We start from the raw sequence: 17,799 nt of genomic DNA on the forward strand, positions 1-17,799 counted from the left end.
TTTTAAAAAATTTGTTAAGGCTCATTTAAGCTAACATCCCTGAAGATTGCAGAGTAAAAATTTTATTCACCATACGTAGAAATAATAATAATTTTTTACTCAGAGAGATATATTCCATCCACAAACGAGTGAACTTAAGAAAAAATCAGAACCAGAAATAGCCATGAAAACTTGAATATTGTAGTTAGTTTTAATAAAACATTATACTCAGCACTTCAGGCATTGCATTGAAATGTTTTTATCTTTAACCCCAAAGTATTTAGTAGATGAATAAGAAAGTCCTTTTAATGATATTAGATGGCTGGGGCATAACTCAGAATGAGGAAGTCTCAGCGGTTGCCAAAGCAAAAACTCCATTCATGGATTCGTTGCCGGATAAATTTCCGCATGCCACTCTAAGAACTGATGGAATGAACGTGGGACTTCCTGAAGGCCAGATGGGAAACAGTGAAGTTGGTCACATGAATCTGGGAGCAGGTCGTATAGTTTATCAGGATCTCGTGAAGATAAATATGGCGGTTGAGAAAGATACACTTATAGACGAGCCAGTATTAGAAGAAGCTTTTACCTATGCTGTAAAAAATAAAAAACCTGTTCATTTTTTAGGCCTGGTGAGCGATGGTGGAGTTCATTCACATATAAATCATCTAAAGGGATTGCTCTCCGCTGCTGAAAAGTTGGGAGTAAAAGAAAAATATGTTCATGCATTCACCGATGGGCGTGATGTAGATCCTCACTCCGGAAAAGGTTTTATTGAGAATCTCCTTCCTCATCTTAAAGAAACGAATACCAAGCTGGCATCCGTTATTGGAAGGTATTACGCGATGGATCGTGATAACAGGTGGGAACGGGTTAAACAGGCATATGATCTTATTGTAAAAGGAAAAGGTAAAAAATCTACGAATGCGGTGACTGCCATCCAGGAAAGTTATGACCAGGATATTAGCGACGAGTTTATAAAACCAATCGTAATTACTGATGACAGTGGAAATCCTGTAGCCAAACTTGGTGAAAAAGAAGTCGTGATCTATTTCAATTTTAGAACCGATAGAGGCAGGCAACTTACCCAGGCGCTTTCCCAGGATAATTTTCCCGAATACGATATGAAAAAACTTCCATTATACTACGTGACCATGACCAAGTATGATGATAGATTTAAAAATGTAAACGTAATTTTTAAGAAATCCAATATCAAGGCAACCCTGGGAGAGGTTCTTGAATATGAAGGTAAAAAGCAAATTAGAATTGCTGAAACTGAAAAATATCCCCATGTTACATTTTTCTTTTCCGGAGGAAGGGAAGAACCTTTTAGCGGAGAAAAAAGGATAATGTGTAATTCTCCAAAAGTAGCTACTTATGACCTTCAGCCAGAGATGAGTGCGTATGAAATAAAAGATAAGATTCTTCCTGAAATTGAAAAAGAATCAGCAGATTTCATCTGTCTTAATTTCGCTAATCCAGACATGGTAGGACATACCGGAGATTTTGATGCTGCAGTCAAGGCCTGTGAAACGGTTGATATTTGTGCCAAAGCAGTAGGTGAAGCTGCATTTAAGAAAAATTACTCTGTAATTATAATTGCTGACCACGGGAATAGTGAGGTTATGAAAAATCCTGACGGCAGTCCTAATACGGCCCATACTACAAATCCTGTCCCGCTAATTTTGATGGACAAGGACATAAAAAATATTAAAGATGGTAAGTTAGGAAATATCGCCCCGACTATCTTAAAACTTATGGGTATAACCCAACCAGATCTAATGACAGAAGATCCCTTAATTTAAATTATTTATATGAACAAGTTCTTTATCCTACTGGCAGTTATCACTATTAGTTGTGGAAATACTGTAAGTAAAGCTACGGCAGAAACACAAACGTTAGAAGAAGAAATTCTAGATGAAGAAGAAATTCAACAGGATATGCTTTTAGGCGAATTCCATAAGCAGGATCTCCAGCAAAAACCTTTCTCTAAATGGTTTTCACCACGCTACGAAGAATTTTCACCTGAAACCGAGTCGATGGCAACCATCCAGGAAAACATCAATGACTATAAGATCAAAGTACTTATGGGGACCTGGTGCGGTGATAGTAAAAGAGAACTTCCTAAGCTTTTAAAAATTCTTGATAATGCCGATTATAATTACAAGAATATTGAAATGGTGGCGGTAGATTATAATAAGACCACCCCTTCAAAAATTGAGGAAGAATTAAATGTTCACCGGGTACCTACAATCATTTTTTATAAAAATGGTGAAGAAGTGAACAGGTTTGTAGAATATTCTCAGGGGGAAAGTATTGAAGAAGATATCGCTGATATAGTGAGTGGGAAAGAGTACAAAAATTCCTACACAGAATAACTTAAACCTCACATCAATACTCAAATTAGAAAATAATAAGTAATTTCGCAATATGCCCAATTCTCTTACCATAGCAGTTGATTTTGACGGCACTATAGTAGAGAACAGATTTCCTGAAATTGGAAAACCTATACTTTTTGCTTTTGAATCCCTCAAAAAATTACAAGATGAAGGTCATCGCTTAATTTTATGGACATATCGTAGCGGAGTAAGACTTGAGGAAGCAGTAGATTTTTGCGCCAAGAATGGACTTAAATTCTATGCCGTAAATAAGAGTTATCCTGAAGAAGAATTTGATAATACCATCAGTAGAAAAATTCTAGCAGATATTTTTATTGACGACCGTAATCTCGGTGGTCTTAAAGGCTGGGGTGAAATATGCCAGATGCTAAGCATTGAAAATCCTCAAAAAAAGAAAAAGAAGAAAAGATCCGGTTTATTCGGAAGATTGTAATAAAGAATATGATAATATCAAAGTCCAGAGAAGAGATAGAATTGATGCGTGAAAGTGCACTTATTGTGTCTAAAACCTTAGGAATCCTTGCACCCGAGATCAAACCGGGGGTTACTACCCTAAAGCTTGATAAGTTAGCAGAAGAATTTATCAGAGACCATGGTGCAGTACCTGGTTTCCTGGGACTTTATGATTTCCCAAACTCACTATGCATGAGCCCTAATGCTCAGGTAGTGCATGGGATTCCAAATGACACACCTCTAAAAGAAGGTGATATTATTTCTATTGACTGTGGTGCATTAAAAAATGGTTTTTATGGAGACCATGCCTATACTTTTGAAGTTGGGGAAGTGGCTCCTGAAGTAAAAAAGTTACTTCAAGTGACCAAAGAGTCACTGTATGTTGGAATTAGAGAATTTAAAGCGGGAAACCGCGTTGGTGATGTAGGCTATGCTATACAGAAATATACTGAAGATCATGGTTACGGAGTTGTTAGAGAACTTGTAGGCCATGGATTAGGAAAGACCATGCATGAAGATCCTGAAATGCCCAATTATGGCAAAAGAGGAAGAGGAAAGAAATTTGTTGAAGGTATGGTGGTAGCTATAGAACCCATGATCAATTTGGGAACAAAAAGAATCAAACAGCTGCCAGACGGCTGGACCATATTAACCGCCGACAATAAGCCAAGTGCCCATTTTGAACATGATGTGGCATTGGTTGACGGAAAACCAGAATTATTATCTACATTTAAATACATCTATGAATCCTTAAATATTAATACTAAAGAAGAAGAAGAATTTAGAGCAAAAGTTTATGATTAAAAGTTACAGACAGGAAATCTGGAAAACCCTACACAAAGATTCCTGGGAAGACCGCTTTATCTACAAAGTCTCAAATTTCGGAAGAATGATCAGTTATCTGAAAAATCCCGAAGGAGACTTAATGAAAGGCGGAAGAGTAGGTGGATATTTAAACTTCGCGGTAAAATTGAAGAATGGAAAACACAAGACGTATTACATTCATCGCATTATTGCTGAAATGTTTTTAGAGAAAAAAGAAGGTGATCAGTATGTGATCCACAAGAATTTTGTGAAGAACGACAATCGCGTTTCTAATTTGGCATGGGCCACCAAAGACGAATGGGTCCAGCATCAATACAACAGTCCTAAAGTACAGGAAAACAAAAAGAAAAGGAAACTTAGAAAAGTTACTTCCTATTCCAAGTTAACCTATGCACAGGCTGTTATCCTGAAGAAAAAACTTTTAGATCCCGACAGAAAAACTCGTATCAGGGTACTTGCAAAGCAATTTGGAGTGTCTGAGATGCAGTTGTATCGTATTAAATCGGGTGAAAACTGGGGAGATATCGAAGTATAGAGAATGAGTAATCTTTTTAAACTGGCCTTAAATTCAATTCCCAGGCCTGTTCTTATTAGAATTAGTTACCTGGTAAGGCCGTTTTTAAAGATATATCTTAAAGGTACCCGGTATACCGATCCAATAGATGGGAGCGGTTTCAGAAAGTTTTTACCTTACGGTTACGAGCAACAGCGGGAAAATGTACTTTCCCCTTCTACCCTCTCTCTTGAGAGGCATAGGCTCTTATGGCTTTATTTGAAAAATGAAACTGAATTTTTCAAGAAGAAGCTCAAAGTTCTTCATTTTGCACCAGAGCAGGCTTTTTACAAACGTTTCAGGAAATTAAATAATCTGGAATATACCACTACAGATCTTAATTCACCGCTGGCAGATGTTAAGGCAGATATTTGTAATCTCCCTTTTGAAAATAATAGTTTCGACTTTATTTTATGCAACCACGTGCTGGAACATATTCCTGATGATAAGAAGGCGATGCAGGAATTATATCGCATCCTAAGCCCTGGCGGGACTGCTATTTTACAAATTCCGCAGGAATTGAACAGAGCGGAAACCTTTCAGGATGATACTATTACAGATCCTAAGGAACGGGCAAAGATCTTTGGCCAATATGATCATGTCCGGGTATATGGAAGAGACTACTTCGATAAACTTAGATCTATAGGTTTTAAAGTGGAGGAAGCAGATTATACTTCAGAATTAACGGCTCAGGAAATTGACCAATTTCGTCTGGCCAAGGGAGAGATCATTCCCGTTTGCTATAAATAATTATTCCACTAAATTCTTTTGAAAACCTGGAGATGAAAATATCTCCATGTCACCCTCTTTATTCGAATATAAAATATACACCTCGATATTTTCCAGGTTTTTTAGAACTTCTTTGCTTCTCTCTAGACCCAAAGCCATAAATGCAGTAGCATAACCATCGGCCAACATACAGCTTTCAGCGATAACAGAAGAGCTTAAAATATTACTTCTTTCCGCCTTTCCCGTAAGAGGATTAATAGTATGTACGTATTTCTGACCTGAAATAGAATCAAGCCTGTATTTTCTATAATTTCCAGAGGTAGCCATAGCTGAATTTGACAATTTAACTTTAGCCTGAAGTTTACGTTTTCCTTCCTCTTGATTGGGATCATCGATTCCTACCACCCATTCAGCTTCATTTTCAAGATTTTTACCTTTTGCCCTAAGTTCACCACCAAGTTCTATCAGGTAATTTTGGACATTTTTAGCTTCAAGATATTCCGCGATAACATCTATGGTATAACCTTTGGCGATGGCATTAAAATCAAGGTAAACAGAAGGATTTTCTTTGTGAATGGTCCCATTTTCTTTAATCCTGATCTTATCAAAACCCACAAGTTTTCTGAGAGAATCCAGCTTAACACTATCGATCTTTTTAAGAGCGTCTCCCGGCCCAAAACCGTAGGCATTAACCAGAATTCCCACTGTAGGATCAAAGAAGCCATTACTCTCTTTATATATCTTATCTGAAGCATTAAAAACCTTTACGAAGTTATGATCGACCTTTACAGTAGTATCGCCCCGGTTTATTTTAGAAATATCAGATTTGGTAATATAAGTACTCATAGAAGAATTGATTTCGTCCAGAATACTATCTAGAGATTTTTCAAAGTCAATTTCATCATCTGAAAAATATTTCACCATATAAGTGGTTCCCAGAGCCTCCCCGTTAAACTGATGACTTTTTACTTCAGTTTCAGAATTGCAGGAAAACAGCACCAAACCGAGTATGACTAAAAAAAATACGTTCTTCATAAACTAAAATTCTTTCCAACCGGAATAATTCACAATATAATCTTCATCGCTGGTAATGGGCTCATCATAATCACTGGAATTAGCCAGCCCCACCCCGGCATAAAAAGTACGGGCATTAAATTTTTCGGCATGTTCTTTTATATCCTTCATAAAGGCAGGATCAAAAGCACCTGGATCATCCGGATAAATGATCGCTCTTACGATCACAAAATGAAGCTTGGTATCCTTAAGAGCTACAAACTGAGGATTTCTTTTCAATTTGCTATTGACCCCTAAAAATTCATAGCCATTATCCTCGAGATCTTTCCCCACGATATTCATCGCGAGATTATGCAGTTCCTGTTCGTTTAATTTCGGCATGTGCTAAATATAAAAAAATCCCGCCGAAGCGGGATTATAATTACTATCCTCCAAAGTCATCAAATCTGATATTCTCTGGCGGGATTCCGAAGTCCTCACCCATTTTCTGAACAGCTTTGTTCATCAATGGCGGTCCACAGAAGTATAATTCAATTTCTTCCGGTTCTTCATGATGTGATAAATAGTTATCTATCACTACCTGGTGAATAAATCCTACAAATCCATCTCCTTCATCATCAAGGTTGGATTTCACTTTCCAGTTATCTTCTTCAGCTGGCTCTGAAAGGGCCAAATAGAATTTAAAATTAGGGAAATCTCTTTCTAATGCTCTAAAATGTTCTGTATAGAATAACTCTCTTTTAGATCTACCACCGTACCAGTAAGTTACTTTTCTACCAGTCTTTAAAGTTCTGAAGAGGTGATATAGGTGCGATCTCATCGGCGCCATTCCGGCTCCACCACCTACATATAACATTTCAGAATCACTCTCATTGATAAAGAATTCACCATAAGGTCCTGAAATAATAACTTTATCTCCTTTTTTCAAACTGAAAATATAAGAAGAAGCAACTCCAGGATTCACATCCATCCAACCGTCTTTAGCACGATCGAAAGGCGGAGTAGCAATACGCACATTCAACATGATCTCACGACCTTCTGCTGGGTAAGAAGCCATTGAATATGCTCTTTCCACAGTCTCCGGGTTCTTCATTACCAGTGGCCATAATTTGAATTTATCCCACTCTGCCTGAAATTTATCTGGAGTTTCATGTTCTTCAGGGTGAGCAGTAATATCGAAATCTTCAAATTTAACTTCCGTTTTAGGAATCTCAATTTGAATATATCCACCTGCTTTATAGTCCATTGGTTCAGGAATCTCTACAACGAATTCCTTAATAAAGGAAGCAACATTATAATTCCTAACCACGGTAGCATCCCACTTCTTGATCCCGAAAACTTCTTCAGGAATAGTGATTTTCATATCCTGCTTAACCTTCACCTGGCAACCAAGTCTCCATCCATCTGCGATCTCTTTTCTGGTAAAGTGAGGTTCTTCAGTAGGAAGAATTGCACCACCACCATCTTTTACGATACACTTACACTGGATACAGGTTCCACCTCCACCACAGGCAGAAGGAAGGAAAAGCTTATTATCACCTAAAGTTGAAAGTAAAGTTCCGCCGGAACCTACTTCGATATCTTTTTCATTATTCACATTGATAGTTACAGGACCAGATGGGGTCAATTTGGCCTTGGCTCCTAATAGGATAGAAACCAATAACAAAATCAGTACTAAAAATACTACTACACTCGCTATAATAACTGTCATAATCTTTCTTTACGATTATAATTTAATTCCCATGAAACTCATAAATCCTAGAGCCATTAAACCGGTAATGATAAATGTAATACCAAGACCTTTTAATGGAGCAGGAACATTTGAGTATGCAATTTTTTCTCTAATGGCTGCAATTGCAAGAATTGCAAGAAACCATCCAATTCCACTACCTAAACCGTAGGTAACAGCTTCAGCCATTCCACTAAAATCTTTTTGCTGCATAAATAACGAACCACCAAGGATCGCACAGTTCACGGCAATAAGAGGAAGGAAAATACCTAAAGCACCATATAGTGCCGGAGCAAATTTCTCCACGATCATCTCTACAAGTTGTACCATAGATGCGATAACCGCAATAAACATGATAAAACTCAAGAAGCTTAGATCAACATTAGCATATTCTGCACCTAGCCAATTAAGGGCTCCCGGCTTTAAAAGATAATTGTCCAGTAAAAAGTTAATTGGAACGGTAACAAGTAATACGAATATTACCGCAGCACCTAAACCAACAGCTGTTTTTACAGTTTTTGATACCGCCAGATAGGAACACATTCCCAGAAAGTAGGCAAATATCATATTTTCAATGAAAATACTTCTTACAAATAGATTAACTAATTCCATTTTCTATACTTTTTTGCTGTTCAGCTATTAGTTTGCTTCAATTAGTTTACGGTTTCTCGCACGTTGTACCCATATAATAAGCCCAACTACGATAAGAGCCATTGGAGAAAGCAACATTAAACCGTTATTCTCATAACCCAGTGCATAAAGACCTGTAGAATCAGCAAGCGTAGCTCCTTTATGACCAAGAACTTCAAATCCGAATAATTTTCCGGAACCTAAAAGTTCTCTAAAGAAAGCAACGATGATTAAAATAAGTCCGTATCCTGCGGCATTACCAATACCATCAAGGAAAGATTTATAAACTCCATTCCCGAGTGCAAAGGCTTCCAAACGACCCATTACAATACAGTTAGTAATAATAAGACCTATAAATACTGAAAGTTGTTTACTTACATCATAGGCGTAAGCTTTCAATATCTGATCTACCAGAATAACCAGTGACGCTACAACCACCAGCTGAACAATGATCCTGATCCTACTTGGGATCAAATTACGTAACATGGAGATTATCATGTTACTAAATGCCATTACCGCCATTACCGCTATAGCCATAACTACCGCCGGTTCCAGCTGCACTGTAATCGCAAGTGCAGAACAAATACCAAGAACCTGTACGGTAATCGGGTTGTTATCATCTAAAGGATCTGATAGTAATTTTCTATTCCCTTTGGAAAGAAAATGCTCTTTTTCTTCAGAATCTGAAAGAAAAAGGATCATTTCCTGTTTCTTCTCTTCCTCTTTAGCAGAGTTATATTTTTTCTCTTTAGCCATAATTTATTTTATTGCTACTTTAATATCTTTTTGCTTCTCAAAATAAGGTAAATAACGTTTTAACCTTTCTGAGATCATATCTGAAACACCATCCCCGGTAATTGTTGCTCCGGAAATCGCATCTACTTTATTATCATCCTTATCTGAAGCATCAATGTTTCCTTTAACAACCGATACTCCTACAAGATTACCATTGGAATCAAAGATCTTCTCTTCTTCAAAAGCCTCTTTGAACCACTGCTTTGTGATCTCTGCACCAAGTCCTGGTGTTTCACCAAGGTGATCAAAGGTTGCTCCTTTTATGGTATTCACATCATCTTTAAGAGAAATATATCCGAAGATCGCATTCCACAGTCCGTTACCTCTTAAAGGAAGTACGTAATATCTCTTACCCTCAACCTCCGCAATATAAAGTGGAAATGTTTGCTCTTCAACCGGTTTTTTCAGCTCTTTTGCCAAGTCTACCTCAAACGCATTTTTAGATTCGTCTACTTCACCATTTTGGTTCAGAGCCAGTTCTTCTACAATATACTGATCATATAATTTCTGTGCTCCAGGTCTATCGGTTTCAATACCTACTGTAGCCAGAATGTTCTGCATTTTTTCCTGACGCACATTCTCACGTTGCGTTGGCTGTAAAGAAGTAGCAGTAAAAGCAAGTACTGAAGCTACCACCACTACAAGGATCACGGCGAACATAAAAGTATAGCCGTTGCTGTTTGTTTTATTTACTGATTTCTCTTCCATAACTATGCTGTTTCTACCTGAGGATTAGCAGTCTTAAGTCTTTTCTTTCTTCTATTCACATTAGCCTGAACCACATAATGATCTATAGTAGGAGCGAATACATTCATCAATAGAATTCCCAGCATTACTCCTTCTGGATAAGCCGGATTGAATACACGAATCATTACCGATAAAAATCCGATAAGAAATCCGTAGATCCATTTACCTTTCATCGTTTGAGCGGCAGATACAGGATCTGTTGCCATAAAGACGATACCAAAGGCCAATCCACCTACCATTAGATGTAAATACCAGGGAAAGTTGGTAAGTGCATTACCTTCTAATCCTAATGAAGGAAGGGCATTAAAAATAAGACCCATGATCGCTGCACCAATAAAGGCACTCAATATAATTCTCCAGCTTCCTACCTTAGTCAATACTAGCAGTAATGCTCCGGCAAGAATACAAATTACTGAAGTTTCAGCAATAGACCCTGGAATTACTCCAGAAAACATGTTCATCGCTGAATAAGAGACATCTGATCCTGAGGCCAAAGTACCTAAGATAGTTTCTCCTGAAACTGCATCAACTTCATATGCATTACTAACCCATACCGAGTTACCAGACATATAAGTAGGATACGCAAAGAATGCAAATGCCCTTGCTGTAAGCGCAGGATTTAAAATATTCATTCCAGTACCTCCAAATGCTTCTTTCCCCACTAGTACTGCAAATACTACAGATAATGCCACCATCCAAAGCGGAATATCTATTGGCATGATCATAGGGATAAGAAGTCCGGTTACCAAATAACCTTCATTCACTTCGTGACCTCTAAAGATCGCAAAGGCGAATTCAATACCAAGACCTACTCCATAAGATACGGCGATCATTGGTAAGATTTTCATTGCACCATGAAGAAAAGCGTCTAACGTCGTAAATGCTTCTCCTAATTGAGAATAATACTGGTACCCCCCGTTCCACATTCCGAAGATAAGTGCCGGAATTAAAGCAAGAACCACTGTGATCATGGTTCTTTTAAGGTCTACCGCATCACGAATATGAGCTCCTTTTTTTGTTGTATGATTAGGAGTAAAAAGAAAAGTATCCAAAGCATTAACCGCCGGGGCATATTTTTCTAATTTTTGTCCTTTGCTAAAAGGCTCCTTAATTTTATCTAATCGTTGTCTAATCCATTCCATAGTTCTTCAGCTTTTTAACCTACTTCAGTGATCATTAAATCCAGACCTAATCTAATTACTTCCTGAATTTCAATTTTAGAAGTATTCACATATTCTACCAAAGCAAAATCTTCAGGGGCTACTTCGTAGATTCCTAGATTTTCCATTTTCTCAATATCACCTGCCATACAGGCTTTAATAAGCTGCATAGGATATATATCCATTGGCAGAACCTCTTCCATTTCTCCAGTTACCACCAAAGCACGTTCCTCCCCATTTAGGTTGGTAGTAGGCGTAAATTTTCTCTTCGGAAACAACCAGGATAAAGAAGTATGTGAATTTGAATGAATGTGATTATATGTAAATGGCAACCAGCCAAACATTCGGTAATTATCACCTTCCGGGATCAAAGTCACTTCATTTTCAAAGAATCCAATATATTGTTTATTGGAAAGCTGAGTTCCCGTCAATACATCTCCTGAAATTATTCGAACTCCATCTGGAGCCTGACCAATAAGATCGGCCACATTTGCCCCTATAGTAGTTTGATAATATTTTCTGTCTTTTGCTTCACTTCCTGTCACCGCAATAGTACGATCGGCACGTAATTCACCGGTTAGAAAAACATTTCCTATAATGGCAACATCTTCAACACCAACCGTCCAAACAAACTCTCCTCTGTTAATAGGATCGATCTTATGGATCTGAATACCAACATTTCCGGCAGGATGCTCTCCTTTTACATGATGCAATTCAACTCCCTGAATATTTTTTAAATATTCCGCTGAACTATCATCTACAGAAACGTGTACTTTTCCCGGAGTTAGTTTTCTTAAAGCATTGATCCCTTCCTGAAATGCCGCAACCTTATCTTTAATGATAAAACCTTTATCGGCTGCAAGAGGAGCAGTAGTAACCGCTGAGATAAAAATAGCTTTAGGAGTGTCTTTTGGATCGGCAACGATATCGTAAGGTCGCTGATAGATAAAAGCACCACAACCGCTTTCCAGAATTTTTTCCTTTACGTCTTTAACGTCAGCTTTAGATGCATCTAATTTACCGAAATCACGATAAGCATCTTCGGCATCTGCCTCGATAATTACTTCAAGGATCCTTCTTTTATCCCCTCTTTTAATTTCTTTAAGAACACCACTTACTGGCGTGGTAAAGCGAATTTGATCTGTATATTTTGAATAGAAAATCTCATCACCGGCAAGAAGTTTTGCTCCTTCTTTTACAACCATTTTAGGTACAACAGTGTGAAAATCTGGCGGTTTGATCGCGTAAGTCTTGGATCTTGGAGCCTTTACAAGCTCTTTTTCCGCCGCTCCTTCTAATCGCAGAGATAATCCTCTTTTAATTCGAATGTCTTTTGACATAGGATGGAGTGTATGTTAAAATTTTTAGTTTAAAGTCGGGCAAATTTAAGAATTTTCGCTCCATTTCTCCCAACAATTAGAAGAATTTTACTTTGAGCAACTGTTAAAATAATTTCACTGAAAATGCTTATTTCTATTAACTTTGTTTATAATTAAATTTTATGAAAGTTTTTCTATTCATCTTTTTTCTGGGAGGAATATATTTTTCAGGCCTTGCGCAGGTTGCTGAAGAAACGCCTCCCCCTACATTTATAAGAACTATACTATTTCAGGGAGATTCTGTGGAAAATACCGGCAACCCGATTATTAGGCTGGGGAGCCGAATTAACCTCAGCTTTGACGATATTATAGGAGATGAAGCAGATTATTATTACCGTATAGAACATTATAATTTTGACTGGACACCCAGCCAGCTTTCCAAAAATGAGTATATGGAAGGTTTTGATGACGTAAGGATCATACAATACACCAATGCCCTCAACACCCTTCAGCCCTATACTCATTATGAGTTATCTATACCTAACAATAATGTAAAGCAACTAATAGTTTCCGGAAACTATCTTTTGAGTGTTTTTAATTCCAACCGTGAACTGGTTTTTTCCAGAAAATTTATGGTCTACGAACCCATTGCTCAGATAAGTGCTGAAGTTAAAAGGTCCCGGGATCTAAATTTTATCGATGAGAAACAGGTGGTTAATTTCAGTATAAATTCCCCCGATCTTCTTTTGAAAAATCCAGATCAGAATGTAATGGTAAGCCTTGTCCAGAATTTTAATCTCAAACTTGCCATCACCGATCTAAAACCGCAATACACCATCGCCAACGAACTTATCTACCGTTATGACACTGAATCATCCTTTTGGGGAGGGAATGAATTTCTTCAATTTGATAATAAAGAGATAAGGGTAAGCACTTCAGATATTTCCAGCGTGGAACTGGGGGAACTTTATCATCATTTTCTGTTTCTGGATTTCACCAGAAAAAATCAGCCCTATACCTACAATCCTGATATTAATGGTGGATTTGTGGTGAGAAATATCCAGGCGCAAAATTCAGATACTGAAGCAGATTATATTTGGATGCATTTTCGATTGAAAAATTATGATATTATTGAAGATGGCGAAATACATCTCTATGGCGGTTTCAATAATTTTGAACTGGATAAAAGCACTTTATTGACCTATAACGAAAAATCCGGATATTACGAAGGCGCAAGATTATTTAAGCAAGGGTATTATAATTACAAGTATGTTCTTTTAAACGAAGAAGGTAGTATTGACGATGGCTTTATAAGTGGAAATTTTGATGAGACTGAAAATGTATACACTATTATGGTCTACTATCGCACTCCGGGCGCACGCTATGATCGTCTAATTGGTGTTGGATACGCAAACTCTGAAAATATTCGAAACTAATTCTTATTTCCAATGTCGGAAAAATTTGAAAAGAAGGATGCACTTTATAAATATCGCGGAGAAACCTGTCTCAACTGTGAACTTCCATTAGATAAAAGCGATCATTTTTGCCCGAATTGCGGCCAGGTAAACAGTACAAAGAAACTCAATTTTAGCGATTTCTTTCTGGAATTATTTTCCGGACTATTCGCTTATGATTCGAGATTCCAAAGAACCTTACGAGTACTTTTATTTAAGCCGGGGAAAATTTCAAAGGATTACATAAGAGGAAAAAGGATGCGTTATGCCAATCCTTTTCGCTTCTACTTAAGCGCCTCTATCGTATTTTTTCTAATCGCGGGATTTTCTGACAGGTTTGAGGGCGTGAATTTGCAGGAACAGGATGAAAATTTTCGAAATGAAGTCACCAAAATTCAGCAGGACACCACGCTTCAGTCTGAAATCAATGAGATCCCTGCTTTAAAACAGAACAATATTCAACTGGATTCTTTAATAAAGAACATTCCAACTAAGCAGGAAAAAGATTCTTATCTGGATGATTATCATACGCAGCAGGAATTGGATACTATGAATTACCTGAATCGTAATTTTAGTAAGCTTACAGTTTTTTATCGGTATTACAGGGCTACCAAAGAAATTTCTGCGGAAGCGGTAATGACGGAACTTGAATACCCAAAAACTAAATGGAATTACTGGCTCTATGAAAAAGCTATAAAATTTAACCTGATCTATGCCAACCCAAAGATCTTTGCAGACTACTTTATAAGTAAACTTCCATTCATCATTTTCTTTTACCTACCAGTTTTCGCCTTGTTTATCTGGTTGCTTTACCTAAGGCGTCCATTTAATTATATGGAACATCTTGTATTTGCATTTCATGTGCAAACCACACTCTTTGTCCTTTATATAATAGCTTATTCTCTCGACTATCTTTTAAATTCAAATTGGGGCTTTGGGCTTGCCAATACGGTGTTTATATTCTATTTATACAAAGCATTACGCAATTTTTACGGACAGGGTCGTGTTAAAACGATTTTAAAATTCGTATTACTGAACATTATATTCTTTACATTAGCTGTGATCGCAGCAATTATCGCTATAATTGTTTCATTCTCAATTTTTTAAAAATGATCCAGCAAGTAACCAGGGGTATAAAAATTTCAGTCGAAACTCATTTCGAAGGAAGCTTTTATAAGGAATATAAAATGCAATTCGCATTTGGTTACAAGATCACTATCGAGAACCAAAGTAACAATTCAGTAAAATTGGAATCGCGATTCTGGGAAATAAAGGATGCCTTAAATGTCACTAAGATTGTTTCCGGAGAAGGTGTGGTAGGAAGAAAACCTGTTCTAAAACCCGGAGAAAAACATACCTACCAGAGCGGATGCTTATTAACCGGACCCATGGGAGCTATGAAAGGTCACTATAACATGATAAATCTGGATACTACTCAAAATTTTAAGGTGAAGATCCCTTCCTTCAAATTAAGTGTTTCTCATGTTTTAAACTGAAGAAAATTTTCAGTCACCTCTTTTGTAATTAGACTTTTATACCAGAATTTTAATTCCTTAGGTGAATTGTATACCTGAGTTATACTTTGTGTTTTTAGAAAACCACGGTCGATGATAAGATCAAATTGCTTGTTACCCTCTCCTCCCTTATGATGAAAATCAAGTAAAGTCTCCGAAGAAAAACCTTCAGACTCTTTTAAATCTTTGAACCATTTAACCCGGGAAGCCTTCATTTCTTTCGAATATAATGGAGATGAAGACCAGATATGTTCTTTCATGGGAAGTTTGGTCACGTTTCGATTATTTCCATCCCATAATAATTCATAAAAAGCAAGTCCGTTATGCCAGTCTACAACAATCATGGTGAAAGGCTCTATATCATCCAGGTCATAATTGCCAAATAGCTCTTTCAGTTTATTTCCGGCCAGAAAATCTTTTACGACCACTCCCCTGCTTTTACGATATTCCGGTTTTCTAACGTGGGGTTTTTCGGCTCCATTCATCAGGCAGATACAACGTAAATTTTCACTTACCCCAATCCAGGTGCCTCCTGCCTGTTCATCTTTCGGAAAAAAAAGGCTTTTTCCTTTGTAAACTTCTTTCTTTGGAGGAAGCGTAGTTCTGCTTACAGCTTCATCCCTATTAGAAGTGAGTATAAAACCATTCATGGAGTCTGGATGGGGAACCAATGTGATTGTGCACATGTTTAAGTCTCAAAAATTTTAAGGAAAATTACAAAAAAAGTTAAGCTTTCGTGAAGTGAGCTTACTTCTTATTTCAAACCACTTTATTTTTTTACCTTTAACGGAATTAAAATATACTAGAAAAAACAAAAATAATATTTATGGGAAAAGGATTTTTTCACGTTCCGGTCGCTGTTAATGAACCAGTTAAGAGTTATGAGCCAGGAACACCAGAAAGAGAAGAAGTATTACTTACTTATAAAGATCTATGGAACGCAAATACTGAAGTTCCACTATATATTGGATCTGAAGAAATAAAAACAGGTGACACCAAAACTATAAATCCTCCCCACGATCATAAACATGTAGTGGGAACATATCATCTGGCTAATAAAAAACATGTAGAAAAGGCAATTGCTGAATCCCTGGAAGCCAGAAAGAAATGGTCCAAATTAGAATGGGAACAACGTGCTGCTATTTTTCTTAAAGCAGCAGATCTTATTGCCGGACCATACCGACAAAAAATGAATGCTGCCACTATGATTGGGCAGTCCAAAAATATTTATCAGGCTGAGATAGATTCTGCCTGTGAAATCTGTGATTTCCTCCGTTTTAATGTGGAGTATATGACGCAGCTATATAACGAACAACCGGAATCTTCTGAGGGATGCTGGAACCGCGTAGAATATAGACCTCTTGAAGGATTTGTATACGCGATCACTCCTTTTAACTTTACCGCAATCGCAGGTAACCTTCCTACCAGTGCAGCCCTTATGGGAAATGTTGCTGTTTGGAAACCTAGTGACAGCCAGATGCTATCTGCTCAGGTTCTTATGGAAGTATTTAAGGAAGCCGGAGTTCCAGATGGTGTTATTAATATGATCAATGGTGACCCTGAAATGATCACTGATACCGTACTTGCAAGTCCTGATTTTGCCGGAATTCATTTTACCGGAAGTACAGATGTATTTAAAGGTATCTGGTCGAAAATTGGTAATAACATCCAGAAGTATAAAACATACCCTAGAATTGTTGGTGAAACAGGAGGTAAAGATTTTATTCTTGCCCATCCAACTGCCAAAGCTAAACAAGTAGCTACGGCAATTTCCAGAGGTGCTTTTGAATACCAGGGGCAGAAATGTAGTGCTGCTTCACGAGTATATATTCCAAAAAGCCTGTGGCCGGAAGTCAAAGATTTTGTGATAGAAGATGTTGAATCTTTCAAAATGGGATCTCCGGAAGATATGACCAATTTTATCAATGCCGTTATTCACGAAAGTTCATTTGATAAATTGGCCAGTTATATAGATAAAGCCAAAAAAGATAAGAATGCTGAGATCGTAGTAGGTGGTAATTATGATAAATCTAAAGGTTACTTTATCGAACCTACGGTGATTCTAACTACAGATCCTCACTACACTACCATGGAAACTGAATTATTCGGACCAGTGGTAACTATCTATGTATACGACGATAAAAACTTTAGCGAAAAGAAATGGATTGATATCTGTGAAACTGTGGATAATACAAGTATTTACGGATTAACAGGAGCAATTTTATCTGGAGACCGTTATGCAGCTGCCCAGGCTACTGATTTACTTCAAAATGCGGCAGGTAATTTCTATATTAATGATAAACCGACTGGGGCCGTAGTAGGTCAGCAACCATTCGGTGGAGCAAGATCCAGTGGTACCAATGATAAAGCCGGATCTAAGATGAACCTTATGAGATGGATCTCTGTAAGATTGATCAAGGAAACTTTTGTTCCAGCGACAGATTACAGATACCCATTTATGGGAGAGTAATCACATAATACATACATTATTACAAACCG

Annotated in this window: 19 protein-coding genes; 10 read left to right on the plus strand and 9 right to left on the minus strand. The window is 37.4% G+C overall.

What is annotated here, in order from left to right:
- The first annotated feature begins 266 nt into the window (after window positions 1–266).
- The 6 genes from gpmI to LGQ90_RS09240 are packed head-to-tail and all read left to right on the plus strand — an operon-like array spanning window position 267 to window position 4,959.
- Window positions 267–1,784 (plus strand): 2,3-bisphosphoglycerate-independent phosphoglycerate mutase, encoded by a 1,518-nt coding sequence (gene gpmI, locus LGQ90_RS09215; RefSeq protein ID WP_229340380.1) that lies wholly within the window; start codon window positions 267–269, stop codon window positions 1,782–1,784.
- A 9-nt stretch (window positions 1,785–1,793) separates the two neighbouring features.
- Window positions 1,794–2,357 (plus strand): TlpA family protein disulfide reductase, encoded by a 564-nt coding sequence (locus LGQ90_RS09220; RefSeq protein WP_229340382.1) that lies wholly within the window; start codon window positions 1,794–1,796, stop codon window positions 2,355–2,357.
- Window positions 2,358–2,409: 52 nt separating this feature from the next.
- Window positions 2,410–2,811 (plus strand): BT0820 family HAD-type phosphatase, encoded by a 402-nt coding sequence (locus LGQ90_RS09225; protein ID WP_229340385.1) that lies wholly within the window; start codon window positions 2,410–2,412, stop codon window positions 2,809–2,811.
- Between the two features lie 8 nt (window positions 2,812–2,819).
- Entirely contained in the window at window positions 2,820–3,635 is an 816-nt protein-coding gene (gene map / locus LGQ90_RS09230) for a type I methionyl aminopeptidase (RefSeq protein ID WP_229340387.1), read from the plus strand.
- Window positions 3,628–4,191 carry an HNH endonuclease gene (locus LGQ90_RS09235; protein WP_229340389.1) on the plus strand — a complete coding sequence of 188 codons (564 nt, stop codon included), beginning with the start codon at window positions 3,628–3,630 and terminating at the stop codon, window positions 4,189–4,191. Before map ends, LGQ90_RS09235 begins: the two co-directional genes overlap by 8 nt.
- Before the next feature lie 3 nt (window positions 4,192–4,194).
- Entirely contained in the window at window positions 4,195–4,959 is a 765-nt protein-coding gene (locus LGQ90_RS09240; RefSeq protein ID WP_229340391.1) for a class I SAM-dependent methyltransferase, read from the plus strand.
- On the opposite strand, the gene LGQ90_RS09245 is transcribed toward LGQ90_RS09240, so the two are convergent.
- Genes LGQ90_RS09245 through LGQ90_RS09280 form a run of 8 tightly spaced genes read right to left on the minus strand, consistent with a single transcriptional unit; the run spans window position 4,960 to window position 12,353 of the window.
- Window positions 4,960–5,973, minus strand: a complete 1,014-nt coding sequence (locus LGQ90_RS09245) for an FAD:protein FMN transferase (RefSeq protein ID WP_229340393.1) — start codon at window positions 5,971–5,973, stop codon at window positions 4,960–4,962.
- Window positions 5,974–5,976: 3 nt separating this feature from the next.
- A complete protein-coding gene (locus LGQ90_RS09250) occupies window positions 5,977–6,333 on the minus strand; it encodes a Na(+)-translocating NADH-quinone reductase subunit F (RefSeq protein ID WP_229340395.1) in 357 nt (118 codons plus the stop codon).
- Between the two features lie 43 nt (window positions 6,334–6,376).
- Window positions 6,377–7,663 (minus strand): NADH:ubiquinone reductase (Na(+)-transporting) subunit F, encoded by a 1,287-nt coding sequence (gene nqrF / locus LGQ90_RS09255; protein WP_229340397.1) that lies wholly within the window; start codon window positions 7,661–7,663, stop codon window positions 6,377–6,379.
- A gap of 15 nt (window positions 7,664–7,678) precedes the next feature.
- A complete protein-coding gene (nqrE, locus tag LGQ90_RS09260; RefSeq protein WP_229340399.1) occupies window positions 7,679–8,293 on the minus strand; it encodes an NADH:ubiquinone reductase (Na(+)-transporting) subunit E in 615 nt (204 codons plus the stop codon).
- Between the two features lie 27 nt (window positions 8,294–8,320).
- A complete protein-coding gene (locus tag LGQ90_RS09265) occupies window positions 8,321–9,067 on the minus strand; it encodes an NADH:ubiquinone reductase (Na(+)-transporting) subunit D (RefSeq protein ID WP_229340401.1) in 747 nt (248 codons plus the stop codon).
- Window positions 9,068–9,070: 3 nt separating this feature from the next.
- The gene (locus LGQ90_RS09270) at window positions 9,071–9,814 is read right to left on the minus strand and encodes a Na(+)-translocating NADH-quinone reductase subunit C (RefSeq protein WP_229340403.1); all 744 of its coding nucleotides are present in this window, start codon (window positions 9,812–9,814) and stop codon (window positions 9,071–9,073) included.
- A gap of 2 nt (window positions 9,815–9,816) precedes the next feature.
- Window positions 9,817–10,995, minus strand: coding sequence for an NADH:ubiquinone reductase (Na(+)-transporting) subunit B (locus LGQ90_RS09275; RefSeq protein WP_229340405.1), 1,179 nt, complete (start codon window positions 10,993–10,995; stop codon window positions 9,817–9,819).
- A gap of 14 nt (window positions 10,996–11,009) precedes the next feature.
- Window positions 11,010–12,353: a Na(+)-translocating NADH-quinone reductase subunit A gene (locus LGQ90_RS09280; protein WP_229340408.1), complete on the minus strand. Its 1,344-nt coding sequence runs from the start codon at window positions 12,351–12,353 to the stop codon at window positions 11,010–11,012.
- A gap of 161 nt (window positions 12,354–12,514) precedes the next feature.
- On the opposite strand from LGQ90_RS09280, the gene LGQ90_RS09285 reads away from it, so the two are divergent.
- From LGQ90_RS09285 to apaG, 3 genes are read left to right on the plus strand one after another with little or no spacing between them, the layout of a single operon-like run.
- Window positions 12,515–13,768: a type IX secretion system plug protein gene (locus LGQ90_RS09285; RefSeq protein WP_229340410.1), complete on the plus strand. Its 1,254-nt coding sequence runs from the start codon at window positions 12,515–12,517 to the stop codon at window positions 13,766–13,768.
- 12 nt (window positions 13,769–13,780) lie between these two features.
- Window positions 13,781–14,893 carry a DUF3667 domain-containing protein gene (locus LGQ90_RS09290; RefSeq protein ID WP_229340412.1) on the plus strand — a complete coding sequence of 371 codons (1,113 nt, stop codon included), beginning with the start codon at window positions 13,781–13,783 and terminating at the stop codon, window positions 14,891–14,893.
- A 2-nt stretch (window positions 14,894–14,895) separates the two neighbouring features.
- Complete coding sequence (apaG, locus tag LGQ90_RS09295; RefSeq protein WP_229340413.1) at window positions 14,896–15,282, plus strand: Co2+/Mg2+ efflux protein ApaG; 387 nt, start codon at window positions 14,896–14,898, stop codon at window positions 15,280–15,282.
- Here apaG and LGQ90_RS09300 read toward each other — a convergent pair.
- Window positions 15,267–15,986 (minus strand): NRDE family protein, encoded by a 720-nt coding sequence (locus tag LGQ90_RS09300; RefSeq protein ID WP_229340415.1) that lies wholly within the window; start codon window positions 15,984–15,986, stop codon window positions 15,267–15,269. The two genes, apaG and LGQ90_RS09300, sit on opposite strands and share 16 nt — an antisense overlap.
- Window positions 15,987–16,126: 140 nt before the next feature.
- Here LGQ90_RS09300 and pruA point away from each other — a divergent pair, with 140 nt between their 5' ends.
- On the plus strand, window positions 16,127–17,770 hold the full coding sequence (pruA, locus tag LGQ90_RS09305) for an L-glutamate gamma-semialdehyde dehydrogenase (protein ID WP_229340417.1): 1,644 nt from the start codon (window positions 16,127–16,129) through the stop codon (window positions 17,768–17,770).
- Window positions 17,771–17,799: the final 29 nt, after the last annotated feature.

Source organism: Christiangramia sediminis (assembly GCF_020552705.1).
Taxonomy (GTDB): Bacteria; Bacteroidota; Bacteroidia; order Flavobacteriales; family Flavobacteriaceae; genus Christiangramia; species Christiangramia sediminis.